Below are 17182 nucleotides of genomic sequence, written 5' to 3'. Positions count from 1 at the left end.
ACTCTCCCACCGGGACACGGCTCTGGTCCAGTGTTAGGACCAAGTGGACCAATGCCCAGTCCACCAGGTGCGTGTTTCGCGGGTGTTGCGCTGCCGTTACGGTGCAGCGGTGGGCATCGACTGGACCGGGGCGCGGGCGGGATCGCTCTCGCTGACGGACTCCCTGGCCGTCGCCATCGAACGGCAGATCGTCGCCGGCCGCCTCGGGCACGGGGACCGGCTGCCCGCCGAACGCGAGCTCGCGGCCCAGCTCGGCGTCTCCCGCGGGTCGCTGCGCGAGGCCCTCGACCAGCTCGAGCGCCGCGGCGTCATCGACCGGAGGCGGGGTCGCGGCACCAGCGTCGTCGACCGCACCCGGACCGACTCCGCCGACCAGCTCGCCACCGCCTTCACCGACGAACCCGTCGGGGCGCTGGAGGCCCTCGAGGTGCGCGCGTGCCTCGAACCGTCGATCGCGGCCCGCGCCGCCCGGCGCGCCACGGCGGCCGACGTCGCCCTCCTCGAGGCGGCCCTGCGCGAGACCGAACGCGCCGAGGGGCCCGAGGAGTTCATGGAGCGGGACCGCACGTTCCACCGGACGATCGCGCACATCACCCACAACCCCCTGCTCGTGCGCATGGTCGACCGCACGCGCGACGTGCTGGACCTCTCCCGCCGCGGTCAGGAGCTCGGGCCGGCCTCGCGGGCGGTCGCGAACGAGGAGCACCGCGCGATCTTCCGCGCCGTCGCCGACCGCGACCCGGTGGCCGCCGCGGCCGCGGCCGAGGCGCACCTGGAGGGCATCCGTGCCGAGCTCGAGGGCGAGGTCGACCCGCCGCACTGAGCTCTCTGCGCAGTTCATCCAGTTCGGAGGCCTTGAACTGAGCAGAGTGTCCAGTTCGAGAACCCTCCCTGGACAGCCTGCCGAGGGTCGGGCGTCATGGGGCCATGACCTCTCGCGCCACGCCCACGGTGACCGTCGGCGAGTACCTCGCCCGTCGCCTCGTCGAACTCGGGGGAGCCCACCTCTTCGGCCTCCCCGGCGACTTCAACCTCAGCCTCCTCGACGAGATGCTCGAGGTCCCGGGCATCGAGTGGGTCGGGAACACCAACGAGCTCAACGCGGCCTACGCCGCCGACGCCTACGCCCGCACGACGCGGGGCGTCGCGGCCCTCGTCACGACGTACGGCGTGGGGGAGCTGTCCGCCGTCAACGGCATCGCCGGCAGCTACGCCGAGGACGTCCCCGTCGTCCAGGTCACCGGCATGCCCGAGACCGCCGCCTGCCAGCGCGGGGCGCTGCTGCACCACTCCCTCGCCGACGGTGACCACGAGCACTTCGCCCGCGCCTACCGCGAGGTGACCGCCACCGGCGCCGTCCTGCGCGCCGCCGACGCCGCCCTCGAGATCGACCGCGTCCTGCGGGTCGCCCTCGAACGCTCCAAACCCGTCTACCTCGGCGTCCCCGCCGACGTCGCCGTCGCCCGCGTCTCCAGCGCCCCGCTGCGCCGCCCCCTGCGACCGGCGCCCAGCGACCCCGTCGCCCTGGCGGACCTGCGCACCGCGCTGGCCGAGGTCCTCGCCGACGTCCCCGCCCTCACCGTCGTCGCCGGCACCCAGGTGCACCGCCGCCGCGCCGAGGGCGGGCTCGCGGCGCTCGCGGACCAGGACGGCGTGCGGGTGGCCACTCTGGTCGGGGCCAAGGCGATGCTGCCCGAGCAGCACCCCGCGAGCCTGGGCACCTACCAGGGCGCCATGACGATCTCGCCGGAGGTGCGCGACGGCGTCGACGGGGCCGAGCTGCTCGTCCTGGCCGGTGCCGTCCTGTCCGACGTCATGACGGGTCTGTTCAGCCACGGCTTCGACCCCGCCCGCGCCGTCCGGCTCGGCATCGCCGAAGCCGTCGTCGACGGGGTCACGTTCCACGACGTCCGGCTGGAGGACACCCTCCCGCTGCTCGCCGACGTCGCCCGGGAACGCCGCTTCGCCGCGCTGCCGGCCGTGGTGGGGGTCTGGCCGCACGTGAGCGACCCGGACCGGAGCGAGGAGGGCTCGACGGGGGAGGCCCCGCTGACCCAGCACGCGCTGTGGCGCACCGTGCAGGGCTGGCTGCCGCAGGACGCGATCGTCGTCGCGGACGCCGGGACGTCCCTCTACGGCAGCCTGGAACTGCGCCTGCCGCCCGGTGCGGAACTGCTCGTGCAGCCCATCTGGTCCTCGATCGGGTTCACGGTCCCCGCCGTCCTCGGCACCTGCCTCGCCGCCCCGCACCGCCGCTCGATCCTCTTCGTCGGGGACGGCGCCGCGCAGCTGACCGTGCAGGAACTCGCGACCGTCCTGCAGCGCGACCGGCCGGTGGGCGCTCCCGCGCCCGTCGTCGTCGTGGTCGACAACTCCGGCTACACGATCGAGCGCGTCCTGCAGAGCCCCAAGGCGGTCTACCAGGACGTGACCGCGTGGGACTGGCTGGCCGTCCCCGCGCTCTTCGCACCGGGCCGCGACGTGCTCACCGCCCGCGCGGGCACCCGGGCCGAACTCGAGGACGCCCTGCGGCGGATCGCCGCGGAACCGCGGCGGGCGGCCGTCGTGCACGCCGTCCTCGACGCGCACGACGTGCCGCCCCTGCTCGCCCGGCTGGGGCAGGCCGTCGCTTCAGGACGAGGGGGCCCGGTCCGATGAACCGGTGACGAGCCCCACCACCGCCTCGAGACCGGGACCACCACAGATGACGCGCACGAAGGCAACGACCAGCATCGCCGCCCGGCTGGTGCTGCTCTCGACGGTCGGCGTCCTGGGGGTCGTGTCGGTCGGGGGGATCGGAGTGGTGAGCTCGCACCGCCAGGACAAGGCGCAGAAGGCGCTCGTGGCCGCCGACCGCGCCTCGGCGCTGGCCGAACGCGTGGACGGCTCGCAGGCCCGCCTGCGCGGTGACGTCATGACCTCCCTCGTCACCACCGACACCGCGCAGCGGCAGTCGGCCATCGCCGCCCTCGGCGCCGACGCGACCACCCTGCGGACCACGCTGCGTTCCCTGGCCGCGAGCTCCTCGGGGCCGGTGCGGACGCAGGCCACCCAGCTGCTGGCGCAGACCGAGACGGTCGTCACGCTGGGGCAGCGCGTGGTGTCGCTGTCCAACTACGAGATCACCGACCCGACCCAGGCCGGGGCCCGTGCGGCGATGCCCGCCTTCGCCAAGGAGGCCGACGTCCTGTCGGCGGCCGTGCCGGGCATCGTCGAGGCGGCGGCCGCGGCGCAGGAGGACGCCGTGGCGGCCGCCGCGGACGCCCGCACCCAGGGGATGTGGCTGACCGTGTCGGCCAGCGCCGCCGTGACCGCCGTGCTGGCCCTCGTCGCCGCCACCATCACCCGCGCGTTGCGGCGCCGCCTGCGCAGCACCGTGGACATCCTGCAGGAGGTCGCCGAGGGCCGGTTGGACCGCCGCGGGGACGTCGGGCGTCCCGACGAGATCGGGCAGATGGTGACGGCGCTGAACACGGCGCTGGACAAGCTGGCGCAGATGTTCGCCGAGGTGGGCCGCGTCAGCCGGGAGATGACGGTCTCGGCCGGGGACCTCACCTCGGTGTCGGGGTCGCTGCACGAACGTGCGGCGGGGTCGGCGGCGCAGGCCACGGCCGGTTCGGCGGCGGCGGAGGAGATCTCCGTGACGATCCGCAGCGTGGCCGACTCCAGCGGGGAGATGTCGAGCGCCATCGAGCAGATCGCCTCGGCCACCAGCGAGGCCAGCCAGGTCGCGGCCGACGCGGTCGCGGCCGTGGAACAGGCGGTCGGCACGGTGCGCGGACTCGCGCAGTCGTCGGCCGAGATCGGCGACATCGTCAAGGTCATCACCTCGATCGCCGAGCAGACGAACCTCCTGGCGCTGAACGCCACCATCGAGGCGGCCCGGGCCGGGGAGTTCGGCAAGGGTTTCGCCGTCGTCGCCAGCGAGGTCAAGGAACTGGCGTCGGAGTCGGCGCGCACGTCCGAGGGCATCGTCGCCAAGGTGGCTGCGGCGCAGCGGGACGCGGCGGCCGCCGACACCGCGATCCGCACCATCCGCGGTGTCGTGGAGCGCATCAGCGACCTGCAGGCGACGGTGGCCAGTGCGGTCGAGGAGCAGACCGCCACGACGCGGGAGATGGTCCGCAACGTCGACGAGATCGCGACGGGATCGGCCGACGTGACGCGCTCGATCGCCTCGATGGCCCACGACGTGACGCTGACGACGGAGGTGGCCGAGCAGACCTCGGGCACCGCCGGACGGGTCGCGGCCGCCGCGACCGCGCTCGAAGCCGAACTCCGCAAGTTCACCGTCTGACCCCCGCCGGAACCCGACCGAGGAGAACTCCCGTGCGTACTCGTCGCGCCCTGGCCGCCACCACCCTGATCGCCCTCGCCGCCCTCACCGCCGGGTGCGGCGGCGCCGCCACCGCCTCCACCGCCGCGTCGGCACCGCGGGCGGACCTCCCCGTCGTCGCCGCGGGCGTCCTCACGATCGGCACCGACCCGACCTACCCGCCCATGGAGTACGAGGAGGGCGGCAAGCTCGTGGGCGTCAACGTCGAGATCCTCACCGACGTCGCCCGCCGGCTCGGGCTGGAGGCCCAGTTCCAGACCGTCGCGTTCGCCGACCTGCGCCCCGCCGCCGCCGCCCACACCATCGACGTCGTCGGTGCGTCGATGACCGACAAGGCCGCTCGGCAGGACAACGTCGACTTCGTCGACGTGTTCTACGCCGGCGAGGTGGTCATGGCCGGACCCGGCGACCACAGCGCCTGGGCCACGCCGTCGAGCTGGTGCGGCCTGCGGATGGCGACGACCAGCGGAACCACCGAGGCCGACATCGTCACCGGCCAGTCCGCCCTGTGCACCGCCGCCGGCAAACCCGCCGTGACGCTCGTCGACGTCCCCTACCTCAAGAGCGTCGACGAGATCGCCGCCGGCCGCGCCGACCTCGGCGTCGAAGGACTGCCCGCCGCGGCCAAGCTCATCGCCGACTCCGGCGGCTCGGTCCAGGCCGTCGGCACACCCTTGCAGGCCCAGCCGTGGGGCTACGGCTTCGCCAAGGACCGCACCGCCCTGCGCGACGCCGTCCAGCGCGCGCTGCAGGACGCCATCGCCGACGGCACCTACGACGCGATCCTCAAGAAGTACGGCGTCACCGACGGCGCGCTGCACACCACCGCGCTCAACGGCGGCGCCTGAGGCCGCACACGTAGGGTGACGGAGGCGGCCCGGCCCGGGCCGGCGCCACCGCTGCCGAAGGAGTCCGGTGTCCCAGCCGCAGGAGCACGTCCCCGCCTACGGCGAGGTCGACCTGACGACCTGCGAGAGCGAACCCATCCACGTCCCGGGCGCGGTCCAGCCCCACGGGTTCCTGCTGGCGCTCGAACGTCCCTCGCACCGGGTCGTCGTCGCCTCGGAGAACACCGCTGCCCTGCTCGGCCGGCCCGCGGGGTCCGTGCTGGGCGCCGACCTCGCCGACCTGCTGGGCGAGGACCTGGCCGAGCGCGTGCGGGGAGCGCAGGACGACGACGTGCGCGACGAGGCCCTGCACGCCCGGCTCGTGCTGGCCGGGGACGAGGTCGACGTGGACGTCGTCGTCCACGTCAGCGGCGAGCGCACGGTCGTCGAGGTCGAACCCGCCGCGGGGGACGTGGGGCCGGTCTCCTACCGGGCCACCCGCGGGGCGGTCGCCCGGCTCGCCGGCACCACCGACGTCGACGCGCTGTGCCGGCGGCTGGCGCGCGAAGTGCGGGCCGTCCTGGGGTTCGACCGCGTCATGGTCTACCGCTTCGACGCGCAGTGGAACGGGGAGGTCGTCGCCGAGGAGCACCGCCCCGGCCTGGAGCCGTTCCACGGGTTGCGCTACCCCGCGAGCGACATCCCGGCCCAGGCCCGGCGGCTCTACACCCTCAACTGGACCCGGCTCATCGCCGACGTCGACTACCGTCCCGTGCGGCTGGAACCCCTCCTGGACCCGGGGACCGGGGCCCCCCTGGACCTGTCCCACTCGGTGCTGCGCAGCGTCTCGCCCATCCACCTCGAGTACCTGCACAACATGGGCGTGACGGCGTCGATGTCGATCTCCCTGCTCGTCGACGGACGGCTCTGGGGCCTGGTCGCCTGCCACCACTACTCCGGTCCGCACCGCCCGGGCTACGACGCCCGCTCGGCCGCGGAGTTCCTGGGGCAGACCACGTCCCAGCTCGTCGGGGAACGGGCGCGCTCGCGCGAACGCGACGAGGCGCTCGCCGCCCAGGAACTCATGTCCGACGTCCTGGCGGGCGTCTCGGCGCAGGGGCGCGACCCCCTGACCGCCCTGGTCGAGGACGGTCGCGTCGCCAACCTCCTCGGGGCAGGCGGCGTTGCGGCCTGGGACGGGAACCGGCTGCTCACGAGCGGGCGGGTGCCGCCGTGGACGAAGCTCCAGCGCACGGCCCGGTTGCTGGGCCGGGCCGACGGCGCGGTCACGTTCACCGACCACCTCGCCGTCCTCGACCCGGGCCTGCACGACGTCGCGGACACCGCCGCGGGTGCCCTGCGGATCGGGCTGGACCGCGAGGGCTGGCTGCTGTGGGTGCGCCCCGAGCAGCCGGAGACGGTGTCCTGGGGCGGGGACCCGCAGGAGGCCGAGACGGTGACGGGCCAGGGCCCGGACGCCCGCATCAGCCCCCGCAAGAGCTTCGAGAAGTGGCAGGAGGTCGTCCGCGGCCGGAGCCTGCCGTGGCGGCCCTGGCACGCGGCGACGGCCGAACGGCTGCGCGGGCAGCTCACCGCGATCATGCTGGGCCGCTCCCGCGGGCAGATCGCCATCGCCGAGTCCCTGCAGAGGGCCGTCGTGCTCGACGAGGCCCCGGAGGTGCCCGGGCTCGACGTCCACGCCCGGTACCGGCCCGCCGCCGGCGGACAGCTCGGCGGGGACTGGTGGGACCTGCTCCCGCTGCCGGGCGACCGCGTCGCCGTCGTCGTGGGCGACGTCGCCGGGCACGGGGTGCACGCCGCCGCGGCCATGGCGCAGCTGCGCACGGCCCTGCGGGCCTACCTGCTCGAGGGGCACAGTCCGGCGGCCGCGCTGGACCGCCTCGACGCGCTCGTGGCCACGCTCAACGGCAACCACACGGCGACCGCCGTCGTCGGGATCGTCAGCGCCACGCCCGGGGACGCGACCGTGGAGCTGGCGAGCGCCGGCCACCCGGAACCGCTGCTCGTGACGGCCGCGGGCGCGGTCCCCGTGCCGGTGCCGACGCGTCCCGTGCTGGGCCTGGGGTTCGGCGCCACGAGCGGGACGGCGGACGAGGTGGCCAGCGCCCCGCTGCCGGCCGACGGTGTCCTGCTGTTCTTCAGCGACGGCCTCGTCGAGCGCCGCGGCACGAGCCTCACGGTGACGACCGCGCAGCTCGGCGAGGAGGCCGCGCGAGCGGTCGCGGCGGGGCTGGACATGGCCGGGGTGGCCGACCGGCTGCTGACGGCGGTGCCGGGGCGGGCCGAGGACGACACGACCCTCGTCCTGGCCCGGCTCGCCCGTGACCGGCCCGTCACCTAGGCTCACCGGCGGTGTCGAGACCAGGCCCGTCCGTCGAGCTGCCCTCCGCGGGTGCAGGAGGCGGTAGGCCGAGGAGGGGGACACCGTGCTGGGACCCGTGCGCGAGGACGTCGCGACACCCGTGCGCAACGACGTCGCGACGGCGAGCCTGGTGGCGATCACCGGGGACGCCCCCGCGGCCGTGCTGCTCGTCCACCTCTCCGAGCGGGCCGTGGTGCACGTGAACTCCGTCGCGCGCCAGCTCGCACCGGACGCCGTGCTGCCCCTGCCGGTCGACGCCTGGTCGGACGCCGCCCGCCTGCTCGACCTCGACGGTGCGGAACTGTCCGGGACCGGGCACCCGCTCTCGCGCGTCGCGCGGTCCGAACCCGTCGGGGGACAGGCGGTCTCGGCCGAGGCGCGCAGCGACCTCGGCGGCCGTCGCGAACCGCTGTGGGTCGTCGCGCTGCCCATGGCCGACGCCCCCATGCTCGACGACCACGCCCTCGTCGTCTTCCTGCCGCTGCGGGACAGCCGGGCGGCGCGCGCGGCGGTGGACGCCGCGACGGAGCAGGCCGCGCTGCGCGACCGGGCCGTCCTGGCCACGGGCCTGTCGTTCACGGTCGCCGACGCCCGCGACCCGGAGCTGCCGCTCGTCTGGGTGAACCCCGCGTTCACGGCGACGACGGGGTACTCGTTCGAGGAGGCGGTCGGCCGCAACTGCCGGTTCCTGCAGGGTCCGGCCAGCGATCCCGTGGCCGGGCAGCGGATGCGTGCTGCGCTGACGGCCGGCGAGGCCGTCACCGTGACGGTGCTGAACTACCGCAAGGACGGGCTGGCCTTCTGGAACCAGGTGGCCATGAGCCCCATCTTCGGACCGGACGGCGCCCTGACGCACTACGTGGGCATCCAGACCGACGTCAGCGGCCGCGTCGCGGCCGACCGGGCGCGGGACGAGGCGCTGGACGCCGAACGCGTCGCACGGCGGCGTGCCGAGGAGCACCGGGCCCGGCTCGACCTGCTGGCCGAGGCGACGCACCGGCTGTCCGGGACGCTCGACGTCGTCGAGTGCCGGCGGCGCCTGCTGGAGCTCGTCGTGCCCCAGCTCGCCGACTGGGCCGTCGTGCTCAGCCCGGACGAGGAGGGCCAGGTCGGCCAGGTGACCGCGCTGCGGGCGCGCACGCAGGAGGACGAACGCTCCGACGCCTACCTCGAGGCGCTCCAGCGCAGTGCCCGGGGCGGGCCCCTGCAGGACCTGCGCCAGCGCTTCCTGGACGTGTCCGGCGAACTGGGCCTCGCCTCCGTCCTCGTGGTCCCCCTGCCGGGACGGCGGGGCGCCGACGACCTCATGGTCCTGCTGCGCACGGCGGACGGCCCGGAGCACACGGAGGACGACCTCGGGATCGCCGTGGACCTGGGTCGCCGCGCTGGCCTCCTGCTCGACAACGCCCGGTTGTACGAGGAACAGCACCACATCGCCACGGCGTTGCAGCGCAGCCTGTTGCCGGACCTCAGGCCGGTCCCGGGCGTGCAGCTCGCCGCGCGTTACCACGCCGGTCAGGACGGCAACGACGTCGGCGGCGACTTCTACGAGGTCATCGACGTGCCCGGGGACGGCATCGCCGTCGTCATCGGCGACGTCGCCGGGCACGACGTGTACGCGGCGGCGGCCATGGGTCACCTCAAGGGGCTGTTGCGCGCGTGCGCGTGGGACCGCACCCTCGACTCCCCGGCGGCCGTGCTCACGCGCGTCGACGAACTCATCGCGGCCCTGGGCATGACGACCATGGCGACGGTCAGCTACGCCCGGCTCCTGCCCGACGGTCCGGCCGGCTGGGTGCTCGAGCACTCCTCGGCCGGGCACCTGCCGCTGCTCGTGCGCCACGAGGACGGCACCGTGCGCTACCTGCCCGACGCCTCGGGCATCCCGCTGGGCGTGGCGCCGGCGCTGCCCCGGGAGACGCTCACGGTCCGCCTGCCCGCCGGCTCGCTGCTGCTGGGGTACACCGACGGGCTCGTCGAACGACGCGGTGAGGTGCTCAGCGTGGGGCTGGACCGGCTCGCCGGGGTGGTGGCGACCGCGCCGCACGACGCCGAGGCGCTGTGCGACCACCTGCTCGCCGAACTCGGCGACAGCCACGACGACATCGCGCTGCTCGCCGTCCGCCTCTGATCCTCGGCGGTCCGCGCTCCCGGTCGCCGGGAGGGGTTTTCCGGGAGATGGTTCCCGTGATGTGCCAGTCCACCCCGCCCGCCGAGCTCGTCCTCGTCATGGACGCCACGGCCGGTCGCCACGCTCGACGGTTCCTCGACGGGCACTGGTGCCCCGTCCACGCGGCGGACCTGCGGGCCCAGGGCGACCTCGTGGTCACCGAACTCGTGACGAACGCCGTCCGGCACGGCGCGCCCCCGGCGGTCCTGGCCCTGGACTGCGCGGCGCAGGAAGGGGTGGTGGTCCGGGTCAGCGACGCCGACCCGCGCCGACCGCAGCTGCGGCACGCCGACCCCGACGCCCTCGGCGGTCGCGGCATCGCCCTCGTCGACGTGCTGAGCGCGCAGTGGGGCGTCGAACCCGCACCGCACGGCAAGACGGTCTGGAGCCGCCTGGTGTCCGGAACTCCGACGGGCTGACCGCGGCCGACCTGGTTAGTTTGGTCCCACCTTTCCCAGAGGTGCCCGTCCCGCGCACGAACCAGCAGGTGCACACACCCGCCTGCGTGGACATCGGAGTTCCCATGGTCACCCCCGACCCGACCACCCCCACCACCAGCACCCCCACCCGCCGCCGTGTCCTCGGCGTGGCCGGCGCCGCCGCCACCGCCGGTGCGCTGTCCGCCTGCAGCGGTTTCTCCACTCCGGACTCCGGTGGTTCGGGGGGTTCCGCCTCCGGCGACGACACCCTCACGATGATCACCTGGGCCTCGGACGTGGAGGCGAGCGCGTTCGGCAAGCTCGCGGACGGGTTCAAGGCCACGACCGGCACGACGGTCAAGCTGCAGGTCGTCCCGTACTCAGAGGTCCTCACCGCCGTCGACACCGGGCTGCGCACCGACACCCCGCCGGACCTGTTCCGCGTCAGCTACACCGACGTCGCGGCCTACCGGGGGCAGAAGGTGCTGGCGAACCTCGGCGACGCCGACACGTTGAAGCCGTCCTTCCTGCCCGCCTTCTGGGCGGCCGTCACCGACGGCGAGGGCACGTTCGGCATCCCGCACCACACCGACACCTCGATGGTCCTGCTGAACACCGCGGCCGTCGCCTCGGCCGGCCTGGGCACGCTGCCCACGACCCTGGACAGCGCGTGGACGTGGGAGCAGTTCGCCGACGCCCTCGGGCGGATCAAGCCCTCCCGGGCCGACACGTACGCGTTCGCGGCGAACTGGCAGAACGCGGGGGCCTACCGCTGGCTGAACTTCGTCGACCAGGCCGGCGGCCGGCTGCTCAGCGAGGACCTCGAGAGCGTCGCGACGGGTGACGCGGGGGCCCTGAAGGCGCTGACGTTCACGCGTGACCTGTTCCGCAAGCAGCTCACCCCGCAGAACGCGTCGGCGCGCGGCCAGGCGGCCAGCGACCTGTTCCTCAACCAGACCGTCGCGACGGCCTTCGCGGGCGACTTCCTGCTCAGCGAGATCGAGGGCGGCGGGTTCGAGTACACCGCCACCTTCCTGCCGCGCGACGTCAACGCCTCGGCCGACCTCGGCGGCAACGCCCTCGTCGCCGTGGAGGCCAGCGCGCGCAAGGAGAAGGCGCTGGAGTTCCTCACCTACTGCGCGCAGGCCGAGCAGGTGTCGGCGTTCTGCACCGAGGCCTCCGTCCTGCCCACCCGCAGCGACATCGACGCGGCGACGTTGAAGTACCCCGTGCGGCCCGACCTCATGGCGCTGTACGTCGAGCAGGCCAAGGCGATCCGCGAACCCCTCGTCCAGCAGGTCGTCGTGCCGAGCTTCAGCGCCGTCAACGCCCAGCTGCGGGACCGCCTCGACGAGGTGTTCCTCGGCAGCGACGACGACTCCGCCGCGCTGAAGAGGATCACCGACGGCGTCGCGTCGGTGCTCCAGACGTCGTGAGCAGCGCCACCACCACGCGGGTGGTGCCCCGGGGGGCGACCTCGCGACGGCCGGCGGCGCGCCGCTGGGTGACGTCCTACCTGATGCTGGCCCCCGCGCTGCTGCTGTTCGGCGTGTTCGTCCTGTACCCGCTCGTGGGGGCGGTCCGGATCTCGCTGACGAACTCCACCGGGATCGGGCAGGCGCAGTTCGTCGGGCTGGCGAACTACCGCGCGATGCTCTCGGACCCCACGTTCTGGCAGGCCGCGGGGAACACGGCCCTGCTCGCCGTGGTCTCGGTGCCCGTCAGCCTCGTCCTCGGGCTCGCGGTCGCGCTGCTCCTGCGCGACCGCATCCCCGGGGGCGGACTGTTCCGCGCCGTCTTCCTCGCGCCCTACGTCATCTCCGGCGTGGTCGTGGCGATGGCGGGCCGGTGGGTGTTCGACCAGAACGTCGGCATCGTCGACCGCGTCCTCGCCGGCGCCGGGCTGCCGCAGCCGGACTGGCAGTCCGACGGCACCGCCGCGGCCGTGTCGGTCGTGCTGGTGCTGCTGTGGGCCCGGACGGGACTCGCCGTCATCCTCTACCTCAGCGCCCTGCAGGGCATCGACCGCGACGTGATCGAGGCCGCCGAACTCGACGGCGCCTCGTCCTGGCAGCGGTTGCGCGACGTCGTGTGGCCGCTCATGCGGCCCACGACGTTCTTCCTCACCGTGATGATGGTCATCGAGACGTTCCAGGTCTTCGACATCGTCTGGGTCATGACCAAGGGCGGGCCCGCCGGGTCCACCGAACTCCTCGTCACCTACGCCTACAGCCAGGGTTTCGCAGCCCGCCGCGAGGGCTACGGCTCGGCCATCGGCGTCGTCGTGTTCGTCGTCGTGCTCCTGGCCACCGTCCTGTGGTGGCGGGCCCAGCGCTCCAGCGAGGAGGACCAGTGAGCGGCGTGCGGACCCCCGCGCGCCCGCGGGTCGACGTGCACACCGCGCGCGGGCCCCGGGAGCGGCGCGGTGCCCGGCGGGCGAAGGTCGTCGTGCTCGTCGTGCTCAGCCTCGTCTGGCTGTTCCCGCTGTACTGGATGGTCGTCACGGCCGTCTCGCCGCGCGACGACCTCGCGGCGGGGCGGATCGGGCTGGTCCCGACGACGTTGGACTGGGGCGGCTTCTCACGGGCCCTGACGCAGTTCCCCGTGCTGCAGTGGGCGCAGAACTCCTTCGCCATCGCCGTCGTCGCGGTCGTCATCACGGTCGCCGTCGACGTGACGGCCGGGTACGTCCTGGCCAAGCACCGGTTCCCGGGCCGGGCCGTGGTGTTCTTCCTCATCATCGCCACGCTGATGATCCCGGTGCAGGTGCTGCTCATCCCGCAGTTCGACCTGGTGAACTCCCTCGGCTGGATCAACTCCTACTGGGCGGTGATCGTCCCGCGGTCCGCGGAGGCCTTCGGGGTGTTCCTGGCTCGGCAGTACTTCCTGTCGTTGCCGGACGAACTGCTCGAGGCCGCCCAGCTCGACGGGGCCGGCCAGCTGCGGACGCTGTGGTCGATCGTGCTGCCGCTGTCCCGCCCGCTCGTGGCGGTGCTCGTCGTCATGACGTTCATGTACCGGTGGAACGAGTTCGCCTGGCCCCTCGTGGCCCTGCGCAACCCCGACCTCTACACCCTGCCGGTGGGCCTGTCGTTCCTGCAGAGCCAGTACACGACGGACTACCCGGCCCTCATGGCGGGTGCGCTCGTCTCGGTGCTGCCCGTCCTCGTCCTCTTCGGCATCGCCCAACGGCAGTTCGTCGCCGGCATCGCGCGCAGCGGGTTGAAGTGACCGGCGCCGACGCGCACGCGACCGCGGACCGGTACGCCGCGGCGCTGGGGGCGGACGCCGGTGCCGAACTGCTGGAGTTCGACCTCACGGGTTTCGACCGCACGGGGATCCCCGTGACGGGCACCGTGTGGCGCCCCTTCCCAGGGGCTCCGTCGTCCGGGCACGGTGTCGGGTACGGCGCGGACCCGGCTGCGGCCCGGCGCGGGGCGTACGGGGAGCTGGCCGAGCAGGTGCTCCTGGACCGGCACCTGCAGACGGTGCGGCCCGTCGAGGCCACCCACGCCGAGCTGCTCGCCGCCCGGGGACCCGGCGGGGTCGTCGACCCCGTCGAGCTCGTGCTCCCCGCGGGCAGCCGGTACACCCCGGACCTGCCGCTGCGCTGGCTGCCGACGCGCCGCTGGCGCACCGGTGAGGAGGTCCTGGTGCCGGCCGAGTTCGTCGCCCCGCACGCCGGCGGTGTCCGCGGCGGACCCCCACCAGGGGGTTTCCTCACCACACCCGTCACCAACGGCGTGGGAGCCGGTGACACCCTCGAACGGGCCGTCGCGCACGGCCTCGGCGAACTCCTCCAGCGCGACGGCGACACGGTGTCCTTCAGGGCGCTCGAGGAGGGCGTCCTCGTCGGCGGGGTCGCCGAGCACCCGGCGACGGCCGGGGTCTGGGCCGCGCTCGCGGCCGCGGGTCTGGAGCCGCAGGTGAAGCTCGACAGCACCGAGTTCGCCGTCGTCGTGCACGCCGTCGCGCGGGACACCGACCCCGACCGGGCGCCGATGGCCGTCACCGCGGTGGGGGAGGCCGCCGCCCCGGACGCGCCGACGGCCGCCCGCAAAGCCCTGCTGGAACTGGGCAGCTCCCGCGCCCGGCGCGTGTTCGCGTTCGGTCCGCTGGACCCGGTGCGCGCGCTGGGGCCCTACTGGGCCGCCGAGGAACGGTCGCCGCTGCCGGAGTCCGAAGCCCGGGCGCTGCGAGCGATGGCGGACTGGACGCACCGCTCCGGGACCGAGCTGGCCCGGCTGGTGGAACCCCTGCTGCGGGTCACGGACCACGTCCGCCTGGCGGACCTGCCCACCGCGCCCGCGCGGGAACCGGTCGACGAGCTGACCGACCTCCTCGACCGGCTGGCGGGGTTCGACGTCCTCGTGCACGCCGTGGCCGTGACGACGTCCCGCGGACCCGTCCACGTGGTCAAGGTGGTCGTCCCCGGCCTGGAGGTCGAGACGTTGTCCTACCACCGGATCGGCGAACGCGTGCTGCGGCGGTTGCTGGACCGCGGGTCGCCGCTCGTCGGCCTGGGGCCGTCGTCGGGGTCGCGCCGGCCGGTCCTGCTGACCGACGCCGCGCGGGAACGCGTCGGCGGGCCCGCGTGGTTCGACGTCGACGTCGCGGACGCGACGGTGGGGGAGCTGTACCCGCTCTACCGCGAACCCGTCCGGCACGCGCCGCAGCGGCTGGAGCTCTGACCCCGGTGGGCAGCTCGCGTCGCCCGCTGCTACCCGGGCGGGACGGGCCGTGGCGCGTTCTGGACGACGTCGAGCAGGCCGTCACGGACGACATCGCGTGGTACAGCACCCGCCGCCTGCACGGCGATCTCGAGGGGGTCGCCGCGGCGTGAGCGTGCTCCACGCTCTCTGGGGAACCGGGCCCGGCCAGGTGCACGAGGTTGACGCCCGCGTCGGTCCCGCCCCCATCACGCGGCAGCAGCAGCACCCTCGAGTCGCGCCCGGTACGTCTGAGCGGCCTCCCGGAAGGCGGCCAAGGCGTAGGCCGGGACCTGCAAGCCCTGCCGGTGCGCCCAGAGCAGCTGGGTCTCCAAACTGGAGATGTCGCGCACGTTGCGTTCCAGCTGCTGGTCCAGGCCGAGTTCGACGATGACCCCGCCGAAGCCGGTGCGCTGCTCGCGGGTGCCGGCCCCCACCAGTCCGTAGCGGCGCGATCGCAGCAAACGGGCCAGGTGCAGCTGCCAGCCGGCGATGGCGCCGGACTGGACCATCTCCGCAGCTGAGAGGCGGTAGAACGCGAAGTGGCCGGGTTCCTGGACCTTGATGGCGTCGATGACCGTCTTCCTGGTCGGTTCCTCGCCCATCTCCGCCAGCCCGTCGCCCATGGCCTGGTAGGCCAGCATCGCCGACTTCTCCGTGGCTGCACCGGTCAGGTAGTACAGCAACCGGATGACCTCGTGGACCACCGGGAGGTGGGCCAAGGCGCCCAGGACGCGCACCCGGGCCGGGACCTCGCCGGTGTTGGCGGTGACAGGTGGCAGGCCCAGGTGCTGGCCCAGGGTGTCCAGCAGGATGCCGTGGTGCGCCTCCTGCGGGCCCCACACGTCGGCGTAGAACGTGCGGTCGGTCTGGCTGACGCCGGGCAGCAGGACGGCCAGCTCCAAGACGTTGCGTTCGACCTCCAGCTCCACTCGGGCCATGTAGTCCATGACGTGTCCGAAGCGAGCGCGGACCGTGCTGGGGTCGTGGACGGTGTAGTCCGCGCTGGCCAGATCCACGGGCGGGTGCTGCTGGGCCAGTCGGTGGACGTGGTCGCGGATCTTGGTGGCATCCACTCGTGGCTGGGACATCGGTAGGTCTTCCTGAGCGTGTCGGGTACAGGCCCACTTCTTCGGGCTGCCGCGGTGCTCCCGCGCCCCTCATTCGGTGCCGACGGAGCGAAGGATCGGTCCGATGGGCAGGAATCCGTACCGTGGGATGCGCTGAGAGGGGAACCATCCACCTGTCCGCCACGGGGAGCCGGGGGATGAGCTCGTCCGCGGTGTGGACCTACCCGCGCAGCCGCCGCGGAGCGGGCGCCGTGCGCCCAGTGCGAGCCCCCGGCGGAGGGAGGGCCGCAGGAGGGGACGCCCGATCGCCCGCCGGTCACCGTGTGCGGTACGTCTGCGGCTGGGTGAGGAACCCGCGAGCCGACGGTTCGTGCGCTCGGAGGCAGAACCACTGCACCCGGCCGCAGACGTCCACGGCCCTGAGGTGCCGGCGCCCACCGCACGCACCTGCGCGAGTGGGAGGCGCTCCACCGACGTGTGCGCCAGCGGTGAACCGTCGCCGGCTCTGGAGAAGACGACGACGTGCCCCGGCGTCAGCGCCAGCACGACGGACGCACGGGTCCACCCGGTTGGTCGACAGCGGGCTGGTCGAGACTCATCACCTTGCCGAGGATCCCGCTGGTCCCTCGGCATGAGCGACCACCAAGGCACGAGAAGCGGGTTGCCGGTCACGTGGGCGTGCGAAACCCAGGCGACGGGTTCTCGCAGAACGCTGCAGATCTCCTGACGCAGTCGTTGGTAGGCGGTGGCCATGTCATCACCTCTCTCTGCGGTCAGGTCCTTCACGAGTCGGCGTCCTCACGAGCACTGCACTGTGCGGTTGTCGAGGCCGTCACCGAGGTGGTCCATCCGTCCTTCGGGGCACCTCCGGTCGAGGACGGGACCCCCACCCGTTCCGACTGCGAACTCGACCGACGCGACGTGGTGGTGTCGTCCGAGTGGCTCCGAACCCCGGCTGTGGGGACGTACCTCACGAGAGTCGGGTTCCGATGCCCCGGCTGGGACGTCGTGCGGCCACAGTGGAGGATCAGCCGCAGTCGGCCGAACCCGTCAGGAGGCCAGGAACTCGATCAGGACCCCGTCGAGAACCCGACGAGGGTGTCGTCGACGTGCAGCTTCGTGCCCTCGAACAGTCCGTGGTGGGCCGTGATGTCGGTCATGGCGTGTGTTCGGGGTCAAGTCCTCAGAGGTGGTGTACGACGTTCGCCGCGTGATGCTCCGTGCAGTCAGGCAGTCAAGGCCTGCATCGTGAGGTCAGAGTTCACCTC

13 protein-coding genes are annotated in these 17182 nt (G+C 73.7%); 12 read left to right on the top strand and 1 reads right to left on the bottom strand.

The window, feature by feature from the left end:
• Window positions 1-109 precede the first annotated feature (109 nt).
• The 12 genes from AB0637_RS22530 to AB0637_RS22475 all read left to right on the top strand — a co-directional run bounded on the left by AB0637_RS22530 (window position 110) and on the right by AB0637_RS22475 (window position 14978).
• Window positions 110-823, top strand: coding sequence for a FadR/GntR family transcriptional regulator (locus tag AB0637_RS22530; RefSeq protein ID WP_366174935.1), 714 nt, complete (start codon window positions 110-112; stop codon window positions 821-823).
• A gap of 104 nt (window positions 824-927) precedes the next feature.
• Window positions 928-2658, top strand: a complete 1731-nt coding sequence (locus tag AB0637_RS22525; RefSeq protein ID WP_366174934.1) for a thiamine pyrophosphate-binding protein — start codon at window positions 928-930, stop codon at window positions 2656-2658.
• A 46-nt stretch (window positions 2659-2704) separates the two neighbouring features.
• A complete protein-coding gene (locus tag AB0637_RS22520; protein ID WP_366174933.1) occupies window positions 2705-4297 on the top strand; it encodes a methyl-accepting chemotaxis protein in 1593 nt (530 codons plus the stop codon).
• A 32-nt stretch (window positions 4298-4329) separates the two neighbouring features.
• The gene (locus tag AB0637_RS22515) at window positions 4330-5184 is read left to right on the top strand and encodes a transporter substrate-binding domain-containing protein (RefSeq protein WP_366174932.1); all 855 of its coding nucleotides are present in this window, start codon (window positions 4330-4332) and stop codon (window positions 5182-5184) included.
• A 67-nt stretch (window positions 5185-5251) separates the two neighbouring features.
• The gene (locus AB0637_RS22510) at window positions 5252-7525 is read left to right on the top strand and encodes a SpoIIE family protein phosphatase (protein WP_366174931.1); all 2274 of its coding nucleotides are present in this window, start codon (window positions 5252-5254) and stop codon (window positions 7523-7525) included.
• A gap of 85 nt (window positions 7526-7610) precedes the next feature.
• Entirely contained in the window at window positions 7611-9677 is a 2067-nt protein-coding gene (locus tag AB0637_RS22505) for a SpoIIE family protein phosphatase (RefSeq protein WP_366174930.1), read from the top strand.
• A gap of 59 nt (window positions 9678-9736) precedes the next feature.
• Window positions 9737-10135 (top strand): ATP-binding protein, encoded by a 399-nt coding sequence (locus AB0637_RS22500; RefSeq protein ID WP_366174929.1) that lies wholly within the window; start codon window positions 9737-9739, stop codon window positions 10133-10135.
• A 41-nt stretch (window positions 10136-10176) separates the two neighbouring features.
• A complete protein-coding gene (locus tag AB0637_RS22495; protein WP_366174928.1) occupies window positions 10177-11571 on the top strand; it encodes a sugar ABC transporter substrate-binding protein in 1395 nt (464 codons plus the stop codon).
• Entirely contained in the window at window positions 11568-12491 is a 924-nt protein-coding gene (locus AB0637_RS22490; RefSeq protein ID WP_366174927.1) for a sugar ABC transporter permease, read from the top strand. The genes AB0637_RS22495 and AB0637_RS22490 overlap by 4 nt, the downstream gene beginning before the upstream one ends.
• Window positions 12488-13366 carry a carbohydrate ABC transporter permease gene (locus tag AB0637_RS22485; protein ID WP_366174926.1) on the top strand — a complete coding sequence of 293 codons (879 nt, stop codon included), beginning with the start codon at window positions 12488-12490 and terminating at the stop codon, window positions 13364-13366. The genes AB0637_RS22490 and AB0637_RS22485 overlap by 4 nt, the downstream gene beginning before the upstream one ends.
• On the top strand, window positions 13363-14826 hold the full coding sequence (locus tag AB0637_RS22480; protein ID WP_366174925.1) for a YcaO-like family protein: 1464 nt from the start codon (window positions 13363-13365) through the stop codon (window positions 14824-14826). The genes AB0637_RS22485 and AB0637_RS22480 overlap by 4 nt, the downstream gene beginning before the upstream one ends.
• Before the next feature lie 5 nt (window positions 14827-14831).
• Window positions 14832-14978: a hypothetical protein gene (locus AB0637_RS22475; RefSeq protein ID WP_366174924.1), complete on the top strand. Its 147-nt coding sequence runs from the start codon at window positions 14832-14834 to the stop codon at window positions 14976-14978.
• A 75-nt stretch (window positions 14979-15053) separates the two neighbouring features.
• On the opposite strand, the gene AB0637_RS22470 is transcribed toward AB0637_RS22475, so the two are convergent.
• A complete protein-coding gene (locus AB0637_RS22470; protein ID WP_366174923.1) occupies window positions 15054-15935 on the bottom strand; it encodes a GTP-binding protein LepA in 882 nt (293 codons plus the stop codon).
• Window positions 15936-17182 lie beyond the last annotated feature (1247 nt).

It is taken from the genome of Kineococcus sp. NPDC059986, from assembly GCF_040702905.1.
GTDB lineage: Bacteria > Actinomycetota > Actinomycetes > Actinomycetales > Kineococcaceae > Kineococcus.
The sequence above is the reverse complement of the archived record's forward strand: the minus strand, read 5'-3'. Positions and strand labels throughout refer to the sequence as shown.